The organism is Streptomyces sp. NPDC088350, from assembly GCF_044753545.1.
Classification (GTDB): domain Bacteria; phylum Actinomycetota; class Actinomycetes; order Streptomycetales; family Streptomycetaceae; genus Streptomyces.
Window position 1 is genome coordinate 75,175 of the sequence record NZ_JBIVNL010000011.1, and the last position, 19,177, is coordinate 94,351.

Sequence of the window (19,177 nt, forward strand, 5' to 3'; positions counted from 1 at the left end):
CTCTCGTTCCCTCCGGCGGCTCGGGCACACGCCGGCGCCGAAGTCCGAGGATCGCGCGTCGTCCCCCTACAACCCCACGATCTTGTTCCACTCCTTCGCGAACTCCACCCGCTCCGTCGACGTGATGTCCCGCGCGATCGCGAGACGCTTGCGCATCGTCGTGTCCGGGAAGATCAGGGGGTTCTCGGCGAGGGCCGCGGTGTCCTTGTCCTTGGCGGACGCGAGGACGGCCTGGGCGGCGGGGACGGGGCAGACGTAGTTGACCCAGGCGGCGAGTTCGGCGGCGACCTCGGGGTCGTAGTAGTAGTCGATCAGGCGTTCCGCGTTGGTCTTGTGGCGGGCCAGGTCGGGGATCATCAGGGAGTCCGCCCAGAGTTCGGCGCCCTCCTCGGGGACGACGAAGCGGATGTCCGGGTTGTCGGCCTGGAGCTGGATGACGTCGCCGGAGTAGGCCTGGCAGGCCAGGACGTCGCCGCTGACCAGGTCCTTGGTGTAGTCGTTGCCGGTGAAGCGGCGGATCTGCTTTCTGCCGAGCTGCGTCCGCACCTGGTCGCACACCTTGTGGAAGTCCGCAGCGGTCCACTGGGTGATGTCGACGCCGTTGCCCTGCATCAGCAGCGCAAACGACTCGTCCAGCCCGGAGAGCAGGGTCACCCGGCCCTTGAGGTCACTGGCCCACAGGTCGGAGACCCGGCGGATCTCGCGGCCGAGCTTGCGGCGGTTGTACGCGATACCGGTGATGCCCGACTGCCACGGCACCGTGTACCGGCGGCCCGGGTCGAACGCGGGCGAGCCGAGCTGCGGGTCGAGGTACTTCGCCACGTTGGGCTGCTTGGCCCGGTCCATCCGCTGGACCCAGCCGAGGCGGACGAACCGCGCGCACATCCAGTCACTCATGACGATCAGGTCGCGGCCGGTCTGCTGGTGGTTCATGAGGGCCGGGCTGATCTTGCCGAAGAACTCGTCGTTGTCGTTGATCTCCTCGATGTAGTCGACGGAGATCCCGGTGCGCTTCCCGAAGGCGTCCAGCGTGGGCCGCTTCGTCTGGTCATTGTCATCGGTGTCGATGTACAACGGCCAGTTCGCCCAGGTCAGCCGCTTGTCCGTGGCGGACAGATCGGCACCGGACCGGTCCCCCGCCTTCACATACGCGGCGGGCACACCGCACCCGGCGAGCGCGCCGAGCGCGGCGGCGGAGCCGAGTGCGCGCAGCAGGGAACGGCGGGAGGGCGGGAACGACTTCGGAGTCCGGGGCACCCGCGCAGCATGACCCGCCCGCCCCTGTCCGATCAATGGACGCTGCGTCGAGCGGGTTCCTGCGGACCAGACACCTTGTCGATCGGTCGGCTGTGAGGTAACCGCCTGTTCACACGGCGGGTGCGCGATGCGAGACCCCGGTCGCCGCGGGCGTCGGCACCGGAACGGTCACCGGCACATACCCCGGCAGGCTCACCTCCACCACCAGCCCGCCCCGGGGACGTGTCCGCGCCCGCACCCGACCCCCGTGCGCCGCTACGACCGCCGCCACGACGGACATGCCGAGGCCGAGCCCCTCCCGGCTACGGACCCGCTCCGCGCCCAGCCGCCGGAACGGCTCGAAGAGTCCCGCCGCCTGGTCCGCCGGAATCACCGGCCCACTGTTCTCGATCCGCAACCCGGGCCGGCCCAGCGCGTCGAGCCCCGTCCACACACTCACCCAACTCCCCTCCCCCGACGGGAGGTTGTGCCGTACGGCGTTGTCGGTCAGGTTGACCACCAGCCGCTCGATGAGCTGCGGATCACCGTGCACGGGAGCGGATTCGAGCCGGGCCTCGACACGCAGGTCCGCCTCAAGGAGATCCGCGGCGGGCAGCCGGTCCCGCACGACCGCCGCGAGATCGACGGACTCCCGCACCTTCAGCCCCCGTTGGCTGCGCGCCAACGTCAACAGCGCCTCGATCAGCCGCTCCTGCTCCTGCCCGGCCGCCCGCACCCGCACCCGCGCCAGCGCCGCACGCAGCGCCCGCACGGAGGCGTCCGGATCGGCGAGAGCGACGTCCACGATGGTCTGCTGGAGGGTGAGCGGGGTGCGCAGTTCGTGCGAGGCGTTCGCGACGAACTGCTTCTGTGCCTCGAACGCGCCCTCCAGCCGCGCCAGTACGGCGTCGAAGGTGTCCGCCATCGCCTTCAGCTCGTCGTCGGGACCGGGCACCGCGAGCCGTGCGTGCAGATTGTCGGCGGAGATCCGACGGGCCGAGGCGGTCATCGTGCGCAGCGGCGACAGCACCCGGCCGGCCATCAGCCAGCCCAGCGCGAGCGAGGCCACGGTCATCACGGCGAGCGCGATGACGGCGTAGACGACCAGTTGGTGCAACTGGTCGCTGCGGGCGGCCTCGGCGACGGCGGTGAGCGTCGGCGCGCTCACGGCGGGCACGCCGCCGACCAGTCGGGTGCTCGCCCCGGACCTGGCGGACACACCCCCGGTGGTCTGCGCGAGCAGGTAGACGAAGGTCAGCAGGAGCGCGCCGGCCCCCACGAACAGCGCGCCGTAGAGAAGGGTGAGGCGCCAACGGACGGTGCGCGGCCCGTGCAGCCGTCGCAGGACCCATGCCCTCATCGGATGCGGTACCCGGCCCGGTCCACCGTCTCGACCAACGGCGGTTCCCCCAGCTTGCGGCGCAGTCTGCTGACGGTGACCTTCACTGTCTGGCTGAAGGGATCGGCGGCCTCGTCCCATGCCCGCTCCAGGAGTTCCTCGGTGGACACGACCGTCCCCTGCGCGCCGAGAAGGAGTTCGAGTACGGCGAACTCCTTGGGGCTGAGCGGCAGTTGGCAGCCGGCCCGGGTGGCTTCCCGGCGGGCCGGGTCGAGCCGGAGTTCGCCGCGCACCAGGACCGGCGGCAGCGCGGGCTGCGTACGACGCGCCAACGCCCTGATGCGGGCGACGAGTTCGGTGAACGCGAACGGCTTGGGCAGATAGTCGTCGGCGCCGAGCCCGAGCCCCGCGACCCGGTCGGCGACCGTCCCGGACGCGGTGAGCATCAGCACCCGCGCCCGGCTTCCCCCGGCGGCGAGCGTCCGGCACACCTGGTCGCCGTGGACACCGGGCAGATCACGGTCGAGCACGACGACGTCGTAGCCGTTGATCTCCGCGCGCTCCAGGGCCGTAGGGCCGTCGAACGCGAGGTCGACCGCCATGCCCTCGCGGCGCAGTCCCGCCGCCACGGTCTCGGCGAGTTCTTCGTGGTCCTCGACCACCAGCACACGCATGGCCGTCAGTGTGACGGGCGGGCGGTTACACGGGTATAAGGGCGGCCGTTCCGTCGCTGTAACCGTCCGGGCGGTTGTGTGGATCCCGTCCAGCGACACCCGCACACAGCAGGAGGAACAGATGCGTCCACTCGCGACCAGGCCCCAGCGGCTCGCCCTCGGGATCGCCGTCCTGTCGGCCGCCGCGCTCGGCACGACGGCGGCGCAGGCGTACGGCACGACAACCGCGGAGCCCCGTACGACCGTTGTCTCCGGCTCCGGCGTGACCACCGCGAAGGGCACGGGTGGCGAACACTTCGCGTCTCCCCGGCAGGTGGCCTTCGCGGTCGCCTACCACCCGACCGCGAACGCCCCGGGCGATCTCAACACCGCGAACGGCGACTTCGCCGCGTGCATGCGGGAGCAGGGGCAGGCCGTCTTCCCCGGCTTCCACGCGGCCAAGGACGCCAAGGGCCACATCAGCCTTCAAGTGAAGGTCGGCAAAGGGGACTTCGACCCGACTTCGGGCGGCTACAAGAAGGCCGTCGAGGCGTGCGGGCCCATCCTGCGCAAGGCCGGCGTCACCTTCCCGAACCCGGCCGGCCCGCCCCCGCTGCCGACCCCCGGCAAGCCGGGCGAGCCCGGCAAGGGCACCTCCGAACTCCCCTCGCTCACCCGAGCCTTCGAGCGAGCCTGACCATCCGGAGGGGGAACACCGCGGCCCCGGACGGGAGTTGATCCCGTCCGGGGCCGCGCAGATGTCCGCCCGACCGCCGGAGGCCTACGCCTCCAGCGACGTCATCACGTGCTTGATCCGCGTGTAGTCCTCGAACCCGTACGCCGAGAGGTCCTTGCCGTAGCCCGACTTCTTGAACCCGCCGTGCGGCATCTCCGCGACCAGCGGGATGTGCGTGTTGATCCACACGCAGCCGAAGTCCAGCGCCTTCGACATCCGCATCGCCCGCGCGTGGTCCTTCGTCCACACCGAGGACGCGAGGGCGTAGTCGACGCCGTTGGCCCACTCGACGGCCTGCGCCTCGTCCGTGAAGGACTGGACGGTGATGACCGGTCCGAAGACCTCGTTCTGGATGATCTCGTCGTCCTGCTGGAGACCGGAGACGACGGTCGGCGCGTAGAAGTATCCGACCTCACCGACCCGGTGGCCGCCCGACTCCACCTTCGCGTGCGCGGGCAGCCGCTCGATGAAGCCGGTGACCTGCTTCAGCTGGTTCGCGTTGTTCAACGGCCCGTACAGCACGTCCTCGTCGTCCGGCTGCCCGGTCTTCGTCTCGGCCGCGGCCTTGGCGAGCGCGGCCACGAACTCGTCGTGGATGCCCTCCTGCACGAGCACGCGCGTCGCCGCCGTACAGTCCTGCCCGGCGTTGAAGAACCCCGCGACCGAGATGTCCTCGACGGCCTTGGCGATGGCCGCACTGTCGAGGTCCTCGAAGACGACGACCGGCGCCTTGCCGCCCAGCTCCAGGTGGACCCGCTTGAGGTCCTTGGACGCGGACTCGGCGACCGACATGCCGGCCCGCACCGAACCGGTGATGGAGGCCATCGCCGGGGTGTGGTGCTCGACCATCAGGCGGCCGGTGTCGCGGTCGCCGGTGACGACGTTGAAGACACCCTTGGGGAGGATCGAGCCGAGGATCTCGGCGATCAGGACGGTGGAGGCCGGGGTGGTGTCCGACGGCTTCAGCACGACCGTGTTGCCCGCGGCGAGCGCCGGCGCGAACTTCCACACCGCCATCATCATCGGGTAGTTCCAGGGCGCGACCTGCGCGCAGACGCCGATCGGCTCGCGCCGGATGATGGAGGTCATCCCCTCCATGTACTCGCCCGCGCTGCGCCCCTCCAGCATCCGGGCGGCGCCCGCGAAGAAGCGGATCTGGTCGACCATCGGCGGGATTTCCTCGGAGCGGGTGAGCCCGATCGGCTTGCCGGTGTTCTCCACCTCGGCCGCGATCAGCTCCTCGGCCCGCTCCTCGAACGCGGTGGCGATGTCGAGCAGGAACTTCTGCCGCTTGGCCGGGGTCTCGTCCCGCCAGGCCGGGAAGGCCGCCGCGGCGGCGGCCATCGCGGCGTCCACGTCCGCCGCCCCGGACAGCGGCGCGGTCGCGTACGCCTCGCCGGTCGCCGGGTTGACCACTTCGGTGGTCCGTCCGTCGGCGGCGTCCCGGAACTCACCGTCGATGTAATTGCGCAGACGACGCAGCTCGGTGCTCACTGCCGGCCCTCCAAGTTCAGGTGTCCAATCACTGAGACACCCACCCTAATCGCCCGGCCCACGTTTTCAACACCCCCGATCGCGCCAAGGCTGCGAAATCCGCAAGTCTTGACCGCGTAAACAACGAATTTCATTGAAGCGGCCTTGCGGAACTGTCGAGACGTCGTGCACAGTGAAGCCGTGGCCAGTCGCAGCGCAGAACACAGGGACTCCCGCGAGTCCAGGAGCGGAACTCCGCACCTGGATTCCGTCTCCCTCGCCATCATCGAACAGCTCCAGGAGGACGGCCGCCGGCCGTACGCCGCGATCGGCAAGGCCGTCGGCCTCTCCGAGGCGGCCGTGCGCCAGCGCGTCCAGAAGCTGCTCGACCAGGGCGTCATGCAGATCGTCGCCGTCACGGACCCGCTCACCGTGGGCTTCCGCAGACAGGCGATGGTCGGCGTCAACGTCGAGGGCGACGTCGAGAACGTGGCGGACGCGCTGACGGCCATGCCGGAAGTGGAGTACGTGGTGATGACCGCGGGCTCGTACGACCTCCTCGCCGAGATCGTCTGCGAGGACGACGACCACCTGCTGGACGTCATCAACAAACGCATTCGGGCGCTGCCCGGCGTGCGCTCCACCGAGAGCTTCGTTTATCTGAAGCTCAAGAAGCAGACCTACATGTGGGGAACCCGATAACCGTGAGCAAGGACCTCAGCCGCACCGCGTACGACCACCTGTGGATGCACTTCACCCGCATGTCCTCGTACGAGAACGCGCCCGTTCCCACGATCGTCCGTGGTGAGGGCACCTACATCTACGACGACAAGGGCAAGCGCTACCTCGACGGTCTCGCGGGTCTGTTCGTGGTCCAGGCCGGTCACGGCCGCGCCGAGCTGGCCGAGACGGCGGCCAAGCAGGCGCAGGAGCTGGCGTTCTTCCCCATCTGGTCGTACGCCCACCCGAAGGCCGTCGAGCTGGCGGAGCGTCTCGCCCACTACGCGCCCGGCGACCTGAACAAGGTCTTCTTCACCACCGGCGGCGGCGAGGCGGTCGAGACCGCCTGGAAGCTCGCCAAGCAGTACTTCAAGCTCCAGGGCAAGCACACCAAGTACAAGGTCATCTCCCGCGCGGTCGCCTACCACGGCACCCCGCAGGGCGCCCTGTCCATCACCGGCCTGCCGGCGCTGAAGGCTCCCTTCGAGCCCCTCGTACCCGGCGCGCACAAGGTCCCGAACACCAACATCTACCGCGCCCCGCTGTTCGGCGACGACCCGGAGGCCTTCGGCCGCTGGGCCGCCGACCAGATCGAGCAGCAGATCCTGTTCGAGGGCCCGGAGACGGTCGCCGCGGTCTTCCTGGAGCCGGTGCAGAACGCGGGCGGCTGCTTCCCGCCCCCGCCGGGCTACTTCCAGCGCGTCCGCGAGATCTGCGACCAGTACGACGTGCTCCTGGTCTCCGACGAGGTCATCTGCGCCTTCGGCCGCCTCGGCACGATGTTCGCCTGCGACAAGTTCGACTACGTCCCGGACATGATCACCTGCGCCAAGGGCATGACCTCGGGCTACTCCCCGATCGGCGCCTGCATCATCTCCGACCGCCTGGCCGAGCCGTTCTACAAGGGCGACAACACCTTCCTGCACGGCTACACCTTCGGCGGCCACCCGGTCTCCGCGGCGGTCGGCCTCGCCAACCTCGACATCTTCGAGCGCGAGGGCCTCAACCAGCACGTCCTCGACAACGAGGCCAACTTCCTCCAGACCCTCCAGAAGCTGCACGACCTCCCGATCGTCGGCGACGTCCGCGGCAACGGCTTCTTCTACGGCATCGAGCTCGTCAAGGACAAGGCCACCAAGGAGACCTTCACGGACGAGGAGTCGGAGCGCGTGCTCTACGGCTTCGTCTCCAAGAAGCTCTTCGAGTACGGCCTCTACTGCCGCGCCGACGACCGCGGTGACCCGGTCATCCAGCTGTCGCCGCCGCTGATCTCCGACCAGTCGACCTTCGACGAGATCGAGGGCATCGTCCGCCAGGTGCTGACGGAGGCCTGGACGAAGCTCTAGCCTTCGGCGATTCAGCGGTTTATACGGCCAGGGGTGCACCCGCACGAGTGAGAAGGGCGCACCCCTGGCCGTGTGCTGTCCGGGGTCACGCCCCCCGCTCCTTAGCGTGCCTGGTAACCGATCGGCCCCGTCCTCGTTCCCCCGCTCGGGGGACGCAGTACGGAAAACGGATCTGAACGAGGTGTACGCGCATGGTGGCCCCGCCGGACAACGACGTGCTCTGGGCACGTGCCCTGCACTTCCAGCACCACGACGGAACGCCCGCGCTCAGCGGTGTCTCGCTCGGTGTCCGGGAGGGCGAGATCCTCGCCGTCAACGGCCCGCGCGGCAGCGGCAAGACGACCCTGCTGCGCTGCCTCTCCGGTCTTGAGCGGCCCGGACAGGGCGAGGTCTGGTTCAACAGCGTGCCCGTGCACACCATGGGCCCGATGACCCGCGAACGGCTGCGCCGCGACCGCTTCGGCTGGATCGACCCGGCGCCCGTGCTCGTCCCGGAGCTGAACGTCTGGGAGAACGCGGCCCTCCCCCTGATGCTGCGCGGCACCAGCCGCCGGCGCGCCAAGACCGCCGCCCTGGAGTGGCTGGACCGCCTCGACATCGGCGACCACGCCCGCAAACGCCCGCACGAACTGCGCCAGGCGGAGCGCCAGCGCGTGTCGATCGCCCGCGCGCTGGCCCCGGCGCCCACGGTCCTGTTCGCCGACGAGCCGACGGCCCCGCTGCACCGCGCGGACCGCGCCCACGTCCTGCGCACGCTCACGACAGCCGCCCGCTCGCACGGCATCACGGTCGTCCTCGCGACCCACGAGGCGGAGACCGCGGCCCTCGCGGACCGTACGGTGTCGCTGCTGGACGGACGCCGGGTGAACACGGTCCACCTTCCCCCGGTCACCGAAGCGGAAGGCCGGGCCGAGTGCTCGCTCTCCGTCTGACCCGCGGCTCGCGCCCCGCCGTCCAACTTCGCCGCCTGCTGGTCTCGGTGGCCTCGGCGGGCACGGGCTTCCTGCTGCTGTGCACCCTGGGCTACGCGATGGGCCACCCCGACTCCCCCGCCGCCTCGGCGCTGCGCCTCGGCTGGTGTGCGACCCCGCTGGCCGCCACCGTGTACTTCGCGGTGGCGGTCGCCCGCACCGACCCGGCGACGAAACCCCGCCCCGGCCTCTCCGCGATCGGCCTCGGCCCGGGCCGCCTGATGGCGATCTCGGCGACCACGACCGCCCTCGCCTGCACCCTCGGCTCGATGCTGGCGCTCCTCTTCTTCCTCCACCTCCGGGGCGACCTCACGGGCATGCCCTTCGACGGAGCGGCGGCGGAGTTCCTGGCCTCGGACCAACCCCTGCCCCTCCCGGCCGCGTTGACCCTCCTCGCACTCGTCCCGGTGACCGCCTCCGTCGCGGTGGCCCTCGTCCTACGGCCCCGGGACATCCGCCCGGCCTCCGAGAAGGGCCCGGCGCGGTCGTACGGCCGCTTCGGCGTACAGGGACGCCCGGACTCACGGGAGACCTTCGGGGCGTACGGCCGCTTCGGGGCGCGCCTGCGGGGCGGTGGCCCTCGTAGCGCGGCGGAGAACGGAACCACCGAACAGCCCGAGCCCACCCCCGACCCGGACCCCTCCCGCCCCTCGGCCCCCCGTGAGGCCCCCCGCGGGCTCCCCTGGGGCATCGCGGTGCTGGCCGCCGGACTCGCCGGGGAGGCGTACGCGAGCCGGGCGAAGGACGGCGGCGGGCTGTCGCTGCCCGGCGGGCTCGCGGACGGGCCCGCGAGTGTGCTGGTCGGCTGGGTGCTGACCGCGATCGGGCTGGCGCTGGCCGGACCGGGCCTCACCCACCTCTGCGGCCGGCTGCTCCAGTCCGTCGCCCCGGGCGCGCTGCGGCTGCTGGCCGGGCGGGTGCTGATGGAGGAGGCGACGCGGATCGGGCGTCCGCTGGGCGTGGTCTGCGCGGTGGCGTCCGGCGCCTTCGCGATGACCGCGCTCTACGACCCGCACGCCCCGGCCTTCGGCCCGCTGACCACCCTCGGCGGGCTCCTGGTGACGGGCTGCACGGTGGCGACCCTGCTCACCGCCGCCCTGGAGGCCAAGCACGCCCGCGCCGACACCACGGCCGCGCTGCTCCGCCTCGGCGCCCCCGCCACCATGCTGCGCAGCGCGGCAGCCCTGCGCGCGGGCGCGCTGCTCGCCCTGTTCCTCCCGCTGACCCTGTTCGTGGCCGAGCTGGCGGCTCTGCCGCTGGCCGGCCGATGAGTTTCGCGTCGGCCGCCGGTCTACCCACCGAACAGCACGCACGCCCGATGGGAGAGGCCCCGCATGTACCAGCAGATGATCTTCGTGAACCTGGCCGTGAACGACGCCGCCGCGTCGAAGAAGTTCTTCACCGAGCTCGGTTTCTCGATCAACCCGCAGTTCAGCAGCGACGACACCACCTGTGTCGTGATCAGCGAGACGATCATCGCGATGCTCCTGGAGAAGAAGCGCTACAGCGACTTCACGAAGAAGGAGATCGCCGACTCGGCCAAGACCAGCGAGGTACTGCTGTGTCTGAGCGCCGAGAGCCGCGAGAAGGTCGACGAGCTGATCAACAAGGCGGTCGCGGCCGGCGGCACCGCCAACGACGACGTCCAGGACCAGGGATTCATGTACGGCCGCTCCTTCGAGGACCTCGACAGCCACTCCTGGGAGGTCGTGTGGATGGACCCGGCGGCCGTTCAGGGCTGACCAACTCGGTGCCTAGCATGGGCGCGTGCAGACGAGCCCGGCCCATGCGGCCCACCACGACGAACGCGAGATCGAGACGGTCGAGGACTTCGACGCGACCGTCTCGGCCCGCGGCACCCTCGCCGGATACCGCGTGCAGGCCGTCGATCTGACGGACCGCACAAGGGAGTTGCTCACCACGGACACCACGGGCGCCGTCTTCCTCGGCTGCCCGATGCGCGACGAGGCGGCGGCGAAGATCCGGGCCGACGGCGCCCTGGTCTTCCCGCCGGTCCCACACCTCCCCTTCGACCCCTACCGCGGCCATCTCTACACGCCCACCGAGCTGTTCGCCTCGCTCGACAAGGGGTACGAGCAGACCCCGGACGCGCTCGCGTACACCTGGTTCCAGCGGACCAAGGCCGACGGCGACGTCTACGCGTCCATGCTGCGCTCCGTCCACGACGACTCCATCTCCGACGCCCTCGACGAACTCCTGCGCGGGGCGCGGGTGGTGGGGGTCATGGGCGGCCACGCGATGGCGCGCGGGACGGCGGCCTACGGCGGTGCCGCGCGCCTCGGCCGTGAGCTGAGCCGCGCCGGGTTCACGGTGGCGACCGGCGGCGGACCGGGCGCGATGGAAGCGGCGAACCTGGGCGCATACGCGGCACCCTACGAGGACGCGATGCTGGAGGAGGCGTGCGAACTCCTCGCCGAATCCCCTTCGTTCAGCCCCTCGATCACCGACTGGGCGCAGCGCGCCTTCGAGGTCCGCACCCGCTGGCCGAAGGGCAACCACTCGATCGGCATCCCGACCTGGTTCTACGGCCATGAGCCGCCGAACGCCTTCGCCTCGCACATCGCCAAGTACTTCGCCAACGCCACCCGCGAGGACGGCCTGTTGGCCCGCTCGAACGCGGGTGTGGTGTTTCTGCCGGGCGCGGCCGGGACCGTACAGGAGATCTTCGACAACGCGACGCCGAACTACTACGAGTCGCGGGGCGAGCCCACGCCGATGGTGCTCGTGGACCGGGAGCACTGGACGGAGCGGCTGCCCGCGTGGCCGCTCCTGCGTGCACTTGCCCGGGAACGGTCAATGGAGGCCCGTATCGCCCTCGTTGACCGGATCGAGGAGGCTCCGGAGGCATTGAAACGCCTCACTGTGTAAAACACAGGTAAAGGCAACTGCCGCACACCGCATATGCATTGACACTGCTTACGCAGCACTTATAGACCAGTGAGACTCCTGGGGGTGGTGATGCCTCACCCGCTGCCTCATCTCCCCCTTACACCCCCCGCAGTTGCACATCCCGTGAAGGGCAAACGTGTCCATATCTCGACGTTCCGTACGCATCCTCGGTGTCGCGTCCGCCTCGGCCGCACTCGCGCTCGGATTCGCGGGCAACGCGCTCGCCTGCAACATCAAAGAGTTCTCCGCCGAGGCCACCTGTGACGGCTCCAAGGGTGTCATCCACGTCACCGACAAGGACGCCGGCGGCACCGAGGCCACCGTTACGGTGTTCCTGGAGAACAACAGCGCCGATGTCCGCAAGGTGGGCGAGCAGACGGTCAAGGGCTCGGCCGAGGGTGTCACCATCTCCTTCGCCGAGGACTGGCAGCCGAACGCTGTCTACCGCGTCCACGTCTCGGCCGCCAACGGCCTCGACAAGGACCTCACGGAACTCCTGACCACCCCGTCCAAGGCATGCGCGACGGAGTCCCCCAGCCCCACCCCGACGGAGGCCTCTCCGACGCCGTCGGAGACCGCCTCCACCCCGGCCGAGTCCGACACCCCGACCCCGTCGGCCTCGGAGAGCAGCAGCACCGCCCCCGCGACGACGGACAACGCGCCGTCTCCCGCGGCCGGCAGCTCGAACCTCGCCGAGACCGGTGCCAACTCCAACACCGGCATGATCGCCGGTATCGCGGGCGCGTTCGTCGTCGTGGGCGGCGGAGCCGTCTACTTCGGCATGCGTCGCCGCGGCGCGGCCAACGGCCGCTGATCCACCCGCTGTTGCTCTTGTTGTGGCCCGTCCGGTTCGTGGGGGCGGGCCACACGCATGTCCGCGTCTGCGACAGGATCCGCCGGACAGGCCCTAGGCGTCGCCGAGTACGACGATCTCGGCCGCGTCGAACTCCACCCCGACCGTGCCCCCGACCTCCGGCGCCTCCCGCAGCGCGCAGGCCGCCTCCAGCCTCGGCGCGCCCTCCGGCTGCAGTTGTACGGCGACATGGGTGCCCTTGAAGGTGCGGGCGGCGACCGTGCAGCGCAGGCCCTCGTCGGCGGGCAACAGTCGTACGCCCGCGGGGCGTACGAGGAGCGGGTGGGTGCCCTGGGGGGCGCCCTCGGGGACCGGCACCTTGCCCCAGGGGGTGTCGGCGGCCTCTCCCGCGACTGTCGCCTCCACCACGTTGTCGAAGCCGAGGAAACGGGCGACGAACTCGTCGGCGGGGCGCTGCCAGACCTCAAGTGGCGTACCGGACTGGGCGATCCGCCCGTCCCGCATCACCACGACCCGGTCCGCGAGCGCGAACGCCTCGCCCTGGTCGTGCGTGACCGCGAGCACGGTCGTGCCCAACACCCCGAACAGTTCCCGGAGTTCGACGACCAGCCGCTCCCGCAGTGACCGGTCGAGCTGGCCGAGCGGTTCGTCGAGCATGAGGAGACGGGGGCGGGGCGCGAGGGCGCGGGCGAGCGCGACCCGTTGTTGCTCGCCCCCGGACAGCCCGGCGACGGCACGGCGGGCGGCACCCGGCAGTCCGACGAGGTCGAGCAACTCGCCCACCCGGGCGTCCTGTTGTTTCTTCGACGCCCCGTGCATCCGCAGCCCGAAGGCGACGTTGCCGGCCACGTCCCGCTGCGGGAACAGCTGATGGTCCTGGAACATCAGACCCACCCCGCGCTTGTGCGCGGGCACTCCGGTCTGGTCGCGTCCGTCGAGCAACACCCGCCCGGAGTCGAGTGGTTGCAGCCCGGCCACCACCCGCAGCAGCGTCGACTTGCCGCTGCCGCTGGGCCCGAGCACACACACGATCTCGTGCTCGGCGACACCCAGGTCGACGGTGTCCAGCACGGGCCGCCCACCGAACCGTACGGTCGCACCCGCGAGACTGAGCAGCATCAGAACTCCCCGGTCCGGTCGGTGCGCAGCCGCTCAAGCACCAGCAGAGCCACCGCGCACACCACCATCAGAATCGTCGAAAGGGCCATCGCCTGGCCGTAGTTGAGATCACCGGGCCGGGACAGCAGCCGGGCCACCGCGACCGGCAGGGTCGGGTTGTCGGGCCGCGCGATGAACACGGTCGCCCCGAACTCCCCCAGCGACACCGCGAACGCGAACCCGGCGGCGATCAGCAACGCCCGCCGCACCAACGGCAGATCGACCTCGCGCCACACCCGCCACGGCGATGCCCCGAGCACGGCCGCCGCCTCCCTCAGCCGCCCGTCCACCGCCCGCAGTACGGTCAGCATCGTCCGTACGACGAAGGGGACGCCGACCAGCGCCTGCGCGAGCGGCACCAGGATCCATGAACTCCGCAGATCCAGCGGGGGTGTGTCGAGCGAGATCAGGAAGCCGAAGCCGACCGTGACCGCCGACACCCCGAGCGGCAGCATCAGCAGCGCGTCGAAGCCCCGCACCAGGCGGCCCGCGTCGCGCCGGGTCAGAGCCGCGGCGGCGAGACCGCCGATCACCACCGCGATGGCGGTGGCGGCGACGGCGTACTCCAGCGAGTTGCCGATCGCGGCGATCGGCGGGACCAGGAACGTGCCGCCGTCGTCGTGGGTCAGCGCCCGGTAGTAGCCGAAGTCCGGTGAGTCCAGGGACCGTTGCACCAGCACGGCGAGCGGCAGCACGAGCAGTACGAGGACGGAGACGAGGACCCCGGCGAGCAGGGCCCACTGGCCGGCCCCGCGCGGGCGCCGTGCGGTCACCGACGGGTCCACGAGCCGTAGGGCCGTCTCCCGGCGTCGTACCGTCCAGGAGTGGACGCCGAGGATCGCGCCCACCGCGACGAACTGGACGATCGTCAGCACGGCCGCCGTGGACAGGTCGAAGATCTCGGAGGTCTGGCGGTAGATCTCCACTTCGAGGGTCGAGAAGGTCGGGCCGCCGAGGATCTGCACCACGCCGAAGGACGTGAAGGTGAAGAGGAAGACCATCAGCGCGGCGGCGGCCACGGCGGGCGCGAGCGCGGGCAGCGTCACCTTCCGCCAGGCCCGGAGCCGGGAAGCGCCGAGCATCCGCGCGGCCTCCTCCTGACGCGGGTCGAGCTGGGCCCAGAGGCCGCCCACCGTCCGTACGACAACCGCGTAGTTGAAGAAGACGTGCGCGAGCAGGATGGCCCACACGGTGGTGTCCAGCCGTACGCCCCACAGGTCGTCGAGGAGTCCGCCCCGGCCGACGAGCGCGAGGAACGCCGTACCGACGACGACCGTCGGCAGCACGAAGGGGACCGTCACGACGGCCCGCAGCACCTGCCGGCCCGGGAAGTCGAAGCGCGCGAAGACATACGCGCCGGGGAGCGCGATCAGCAGCGTGAGCGCGGTGGACGCGAGCGCCTGCCAGGTGGTGAACCACAGGACGTGCCGGATGTCGGACTGCGCGAGCACGTCCCCGATCCGGCCCCACTGCCAGGCGCCGTCGACCTTGAGACCGCGCGCGACGATCGCGGCGACCGGGTAGGCGAAGAACACCGCGAAGAACGCGACGGGCAGGGCCATGAGGCCGAGCCGCGTCGCGCTGCCCTTACGGGAGGACCTCCGCGGGGCTGCTTCAGCTACTTCAGTACGAGCGAGGTCCACGACTTGACCCACTGGTCGCGGTCGGCGGCGATCTTCGCGGGCGCCATGGTCGCGGGGTCCGGGGCCTGGCGGCCGTACTTCACGAACTCCTGCGGCACCTGGGCGCCTTCGATCACCGGGTAGACGAACATGTTGAGCGGCATGTCCTCCTGAAACTCCTTGGTGAGCAGGAAGTCGATGAAGGCCTTGCCCCCCTTGGTGTTCTGGGCGTTGCTGAGCAGTCCCGCGTACTCGGTCTGCCGGAAGCAGGTGCCGTACGACACCCCGGTGGGCGCGGTGGTCGGCTTCGGGTCGCCGTAGATGACCTCGGCGGGCGGCGAGGAGGCGTACGAGACGACGAGGGGCCGGTCGCCGCCCGCCTTCTTGCCGCCTGCGGAGCCGGAGAACTCCTGGTCGTAGGCCTGCTCCCAGCCGTCGACGACCTTCACGCCGTTGGCCTTGAGCTTCGTCCAGTACGCCTGCCAGCCGTCGTCGCCGTACTGTGCGGCGCTGCCGAGCAGGAAGCCGAGGCCGGGTGAGGAGGTGGCGGCGTTCTCGGTGACGAGGAGGTTCTTGTACTCGGGCTTGACCAGGTCCGCGAACGAGGTCGGCGGGGTCAGCTTGTGCTTGCTGAACCAGGCCGTGTCGTAGTTGACGCAGATGTCGCCGGTGTCGATCGGGGTGACCCGGTGCTTGGTCTCGTCGACGCGGTACGCGGGCTTGACGGTGGCCGAGCCCTTCGCGTCGTAGGACTGGAAGAGACCGTTGTCGAGCGCACGGGAGAGCAGGGTGTTGTCGACGCCGAAGAAGACGTCGCCCTGGGGGTTGTCCTTGGTGAGGATCGCCTTGTTGACGGCCTGTCCGGCGTCGCCGTCCTTGAGGACCTTGACGGTGTAGCCGGACTGCTTCTCGAAGTCCTTGAGGACGCTCTTCGAGACGGCCCACGAGTCGTGGCTGACGAGGGTGACGGTCTTGTCGGATCCGGAGCCGCCGCCCTGGTCCGACCCCGACCCGCACGCGGAGAGCGTGACCAGGCCGAGGCCGACGAGGACAGCACAGTACTTCTTGGTGTTCACGGTGATGACCGAACTTCCTACCCAGAATGACCTGGGCGAGGTTCAGAGGGTCTGCGGCCCGATTGCCGCACTCTCAGCGCTGCGCGCTCCCCTGTCGGATATGAAGATGTACGTACAGGTCGTACGAGTGAAGGTTACCTCTCGGTGGCCGCGAGCTGGCCACACGCTCCGTCGATCTCCTGGCCCCGGGTGTCCCGGACGGTGACCGGCACCCCGTGGGCCGCGATGGCCTCGACGAACGCCTTCTCGTCCTCGGGACGGGAGGCGGTCCACTTCGAGCCAGGCGTCGGGTTCAGCGGGATGAGATTGACGTGCACGGGCTTGCCCTTGAGGAGGCGGCCGAGGCGGTCACCGCGCCACGCCTGGTCGTTGATGTCGCGGATCAGCGCGTACTCGATGGACAGGCGGCGGCCCGACTTCGCCGCGTACTCCCAGCCGGCGTCGAGGACCTCGCGCACCTTCCACCGCGTGTTCACGGGGACCAGGGTGTCGCGCAGCTCGTCGTCGGGCGCGTGCAGCGAGATCGCGAGCCGGCACTTGAAGCCCTCGTCGGAGAAGCGGTGGATCGCCGGGACCAGTCCGACCGTCGAGACGGTGATCCCGCGCTGCGAGAGGCCGAGGCCGTCCGGCTCCGGGTCGGTCAGGGCGCGGATGGACTGGACGACCCGCTTGTAGTTGGCGAGGGGCTCGCCCATGCCCATGAAGACGATGTTGGAGAGGCGGGCGGGTCCGCCGGGAATCTCGCCGTCGCGCAACGCCCGCATACCGTCGACGATCTGGTGCACGATCTCGGCGGTGGAGAGATTCCGGTCGAGTCCGGCCTGTCCGGTCGCGCAGAACGGGCAGTTCATCCCGCAGCCCGCCTGCGAACTGATGCACATGGTCACCCGGTCCGGGTACCGCATCAGCACGGACTCGACGAGCGTCCCGTCGAACAGCCGCCACAGCGTCTTACGGGTGGTGTCCTGGTCGGTCGACAGATGCCGCACGACCGTCATCAGCTCAGGAAGCAGCGCCTCCTGGAGCTTGGCGCGCGAACCGGCGGGGATGTCGGTCCACTGCTCCGGGTCGTGCGCGAACCGCGCGAAGTAGTGCTGCGAGAGCTGCTTGGCGCGAAACGGCTTCTCCCCGATCGCGGCGACGGCTTCCTTGCGCTCGGCGGGCGTGAGATCGGCAAGGTGCCGCGGGGGCTTCTTGGCTCCGCGGGGGGCGACGAATGTGAGTTCTCCGGGCTTAGGCATGGCCCTACCAGTGTCGCAGACATACGAAGAGGGACTCGCCGCCCTGTGGACAACGAGCCCCTCGTACGCAAAACAGCAGGTCAGCTGGTTTTGTGGCGGCCTTTCAGCCGGACCCGACGAAGAGCACGAACATCAGCCACACCACCGGAGCCGTCGGCAGCAAGGAGTCCAAACGGTCCATGATGCCGCCGTGCCCCGGCAGCAGCGTGCCCATGTCCTTGATGCCGAGGTCCCGCTTGATCATGGACTCGCCGAGGTCGCCCAGCGTGGCGCTGGCCGCGACCGCGAGGCCCAGGAGGAGGCCCTGCCACCAGCTGCCGTCGTCGATCAGGAACTCCATGCACAGCGCGCCCGCCACCATCGCGAAGGACACCGCCCCGAACAGGCCCTCGCGGGTCTTGCCGGGGCTGATGCGCGGAGCGAGCTTGTGCGTGCCGAAGCGCCAGCCGACGGCGTAGGCGCCCGTGTCGCTGACCACGGTCAGCAGCAGGAACGTCATGACCCGCCAGGCGCCGTCGTCCGCGGTGAGCATCAGGGCGACGAACGTGGCCAGGAACGGCACGTAGAACGCCGCGAAGACGCCCGCCGTGACGTCCTTGAGGTAGCCCTCGGGCGGTTCCGTCATCCGCCAGACGAGGACGGCGAGCGCCGTGAGCGCCATGGCGACCCAGGCGCCCTCGGCGCCCCGGACGTATCCGGCGACGACCATCGCCGCGCCGCCGACCGCGAGGGGCACGAGGGGCGCCTTGATGCCCTTGCGCTCCTCCAGCCGCGAGGTCAGCTCCCACAGGCCCACGACGACGGCGACCGCTATCACGCCGACGAACACGGCCTTGACGACGAACAGGGACGCGATGATCACCGCGCCGAGTCCGACACCGACCCCTATGGCCGCACCCAGGTCCCGGCCCGCGCTCTTCTTCTGCGGGGCGGGCGCCGGTGGCGGGGCGTCGGGCATGGGCTCCGGATTCTGCGGCACCGCCTCGTAGGGCAGCGCGTGCGGCGTGTCAGAGGGCTGCGTCCGCGGGTCGTACGGCGGCGACTGCCGTACGTCGTACGGCGGCTGCTGTGTCTCGTCGCGGAACAAGGGGCCGCTCAGCCGAGCGGCCCCCCGGTCGTCATCCTGGTGTCCGCCGTATGCGGGCTCGTCGGGCACGATGGGCATGGGGCGAGTCTGCTGCGCCTCAGGCGCATCGTACGTGGGACCCGCCGGGGCAGCCCCCTGGACAGGCCCCTGGTCGGACGGCCCCCAGTACCCGGCTTGTGGCGGTGCCCCCCAGGAAGAGTCGTTCATCAGACCTCGAGCAGCTCCGCTTCCTTGTGCTTGAGGAGCTCGTCCACCTGGGCGACGTACTTCGCCGTGGTGTCGTCGAGCTCCTTCTCCGCGCGACGGACCTCGTCCTCGCCGGACTCCTTGTCCTTGACGAGCTTGTCCAGGGCGTCCTTGGCCTTGCGGCGGACGGCGCGGATGGACACCTTGGAGTCCTCGGCCTTGGTCCGGGCGACCTTGATGTAGTCCCTGCGGCGCTCCTCGGTCAGCTCGGGGAACGTCACTCGGATGATGTTGCCGTCGTTGCTGGGATTGACGCCCAGGTCCGAGTCACGGATCGCCTGTTCGATGTTCCGCAGCGCGGTCTTGTCGAACGGGGTCACCACGGCCATGCGCGGCTCCGGCACGGAGAACGAAGCCAGCTGGTTGATCGGCGTCAGCGCTCCGTAGTAGTCCGCCACGATCTTGTTGAACATCGCCGGGTGCGCACGGCCGGTGCGGATCGCGGCGAAGTCCTCCTTGGCGACCACGACGGCCTTCTCCATCTTCTCCTCGGCCTCGAGGAGGGTCTCTTCGATCACCACTTGCTCCTGCGTGTCTTGAGTAGGCCCG

The 19,177-nt window shown here is 70.2% G+C and carries 18 protein-coding genes and 1 riboswitch; of the genes, 8 read left to right on the forward strand and 10 right to left on the reverse strand.

Annotated elements, in window-relative coordinates; genetic code table 11:
* Nucleotides 1-66: 66 nt before the first annotated feature.
* From ACIQBL_RS34510 to ACIQBL_RS34520, 3 genes are all read right to left on the reverse strand, one after another.
* A complete protein-coding gene (locus tag ACIQBL_RS34510) occupies nt 67-1,257 on the reverse strand; it encodes a spermidine/putrescine ABC transporter substrate-binding protein (protein ID WP_401948979.1) in 1,191 nt (396 codons plus the stop codon).
* Nucleotides 1,258-1,366: 109 nt separating this feature from the next.
* Complete coding sequence (locus ACIQBL_RS34515; protein WP_401948982.1) at nt 1,367-2,596, reverse strand: sensor histidine kinase; 1,230 nt, start codon at nt 2,594-2,596, stop codon at nt 1,367-1,369.
* Entirely contained in the window at nt 2,593-3,249 is a 657-nt protein-coding gene (locus ACIQBL_RS34520; protein ID WP_401948984.1) for a response regulator transcription factor, read from the reverse strand. The genes ACIQBL_RS34515 and ACIQBL_RS34520 overlap by 4 nt, the downstream gene beginning before the upstream one ends.
* Before the next feature lie 121 nt (nt 3,250-3,370).
* On the opposite strand from ACIQBL_RS34520, the gene ACIQBL_RS34525 reads away from it, so the two are divergent.
* Complete coding sequence (locus ACIQBL_RS34525; protein ID WP_401948987.1) at nt 3,371-3,925, forward strand: hypothetical protein; 555 nt, start codon at nt 3,371-3,373, stop codon at nt 3,923-3,925.
* Nucleotides 3,926-4,009: 84 nt separating this feature from the next.
* Here ACIQBL_RS34525 and ACIQBL_RS34530 read toward each other — a convergent pair whose 3' ends face one another.
* Complete coding sequence (locus tag ACIQBL_RS34530) at nt 4,010-5,458, reverse strand: gamma-aminobutyraldehyde dehydrogenase (RefSeq protein WP_401948989.1); 1,449 nt, start codon at nt 5,456-5,458, stop codon at nt 4,010-4,012.
* 165 nt (nt 5,459-5,623) lie between these two features.
* Between ACIQBL_RS34530 and ACIQBL_RS34535 the strand changes: the two genes are divergently transcribed.
* The 7 genes from ACIQBL_RS34535 (at nt 5,624) to ACIQBL_RS34565 (ending at nt 12,198) form a co-directional block, all read left to right on the forward strand.
* Nucleotides 5,624-6,139, forward strand: coding sequence for an Lrp/AsnC family transcriptional regulator (locus ACIQBL_RS34535; RefSeq protein ID WP_355919314.1), 516 nt, complete (start codon nt 5,624-5,626; stop codon nt 6,137-6,139).
* On the forward strand, nt 6,124-7,503 hold the full coding sequence (locus tag ACIQBL_RS34540; RefSeq protein ID WP_401948992.1) for an aspartate aminotransferase family protein: 1,380 nt from the start codon (nt 6,124-6,126) through the stop codon (nt 7,501-7,503). The genes ACIQBL_RS34535 and ACIQBL_RS34540 overlap by 16 nt, the downstream gene beginning before the upstream one ends.
* Before the next feature lie 191 nt (nt 7,504-7,694).
* Entirely contained in the window at nt 7,695-8,435 is a 741-nt protein-coding gene (locus tag ACIQBL_RS34545) for an ABC transporter ATP-binding protein (RefSeq protein WP_401948995.1), read from the forward strand.
* On the forward strand, nt 8,417-9,745 hold the full coding sequence (locus ACIQBL_RS34550) for a hypothetical protein (RefSeq protein WP_401948998.1): 1,329 nt from the start codon (nt 8,417-8,419) through the stop codon (nt 9,743-9,745). Before ACIQBL_RS34545 ends, ACIQBL_RS34550 begins: the two co-directional genes overlap by 19 nt.
* A gap of 63 nt (nt 9,746-9,808) precedes the next feature.
* Complete coding sequence (locus tag ACIQBL_RS34555; protein ID WP_401949001.1) at nt 9,809-10,216, forward strand: VOC family protein; 408 nt, start codon at nt 9,809-9,811, stop codon at nt 10,214-10,216.
* Nucleotides 10,217-10,241: 25 nt separating this feature from the next.
* The gene (locus tag ACIQBL_RS34560; RefSeq protein WP_401949004.1) at nt 10,242-11,363 is read left to right on the forward strand and encodes an LOG family protein; all 1,122 of its coding nucleotides are present in this window, start codon (nt 10,242-10,244) and stop codon (nt 11,361-11,363) included.
* A gap of 157 nt (nt 11,364-11,520) precedes the next feature.
* The gene (locus ACIQBL_RS34565) at nt 11,521-12,198 is read left to right on the forward strand and encodes an LAETG motif-containing sortase-dependent surface protein (protein ID WP_401949006.1); all 678 of its coding nucleotides are present in this window, start codon (nt 11,521-11,523) and stop codon (nt 12,196-12,198) included.
* Between the two features lie 93 nt (nt 12,199-12,291).
* On the opposite strand, the gene ACIQBL_RS34570 is transcribed toward ACIQBL_RS34565, so the two are convergent.
* The 6 genes from ACIQBL_RS34570 to frr form a co-directional block, all read right to left on the reverse strand.
* Entirely contained in the window at nt 12,292-13,317 is a 1,026-nt protein-coding gene (locus ACIQBL_RS34570; RefSeq protein ID WP_401949009.1) for an ABC transporter ATP-binding protein, read from the reverse strand.
* Nucleotides 13,317-14,918 (reverse strand): ABC transporter permease, encoded by a 1,602-nt coding sequence (locus ACIQBL_RS34575; protein ID WP_401949012.1) that lies wholly within the window; start codon nt 14,916-14,918, stop codon nt 13,317-13,319. The genes ACIQBL_RS34570 and ACIQBL_RS34575 overlap by 1 nt, the downstream gene beginning before the upstream one ends.
* 56 nt (nt 14,919-14,974) lie before the next feature.
* Nucleotides 14,975-16,054 (reverse strand): thiamine ABC transporter substrate binding subunit, encoded by a 1,080-nt coding sequence (locus tag ACIQBL_RS34580; RefSeq protein ID WP_401949014.1) that lies wholly within the window; start codon nt 16,052-16,054, stop codon nt 14,975-14,977.
* A riboswitch (TPP riboswitch) is annotated at nt 16,051-16,157 on the reverse strand. (Overlaps the previous gene by 4 nt.)
* Nucleotides 16,158-16,188: 31 nt before the next feature.
* Nucleotides 16,189-17,295, reverse strand: a complete 1,107-nt coding sequence (gene rlmN / locus ACIQBL_RS34585) for a 23S rRNA (adenine(2503)-C(2))-methyltransferase RlmN (RefSeq protein ID WP_401949017.1) — start codon at nt 17,293-17,295, stop codon at nt 16,189-16,191.
* A 103-nt stretch (nt 17,296-17,398) separates the two neighbouring features.
* On the reverse strand, nt 17,399-18,589 hold the full coding sequence (locus ACIQBL_RS34590) for a phosphatidate cytidylyltransferase (RefSeq protein ID WP_401949019.1): 1,191 nt from the start codon (nt 18,587-18,589) through the stop codon (nt 17,399-17,401).
* Complete coding sequence (gene frr, locus ACIQBL_RS34595) at nt 18,589-19,146, reverse strand: ribosome recycling factor (RefSeq protein ID WP_401949022.1); 558 nt, start codon at nt 19,144-19,146, stop codon at nt 18,589-18,591. The genes ACIQBL_RS34590 and frr overlap by 1 nt, the downstream gene beginning before the upstream one ends.
* Between the last annotated feature and the right edge of the window lie 31 nt (nt 19,147-19,177).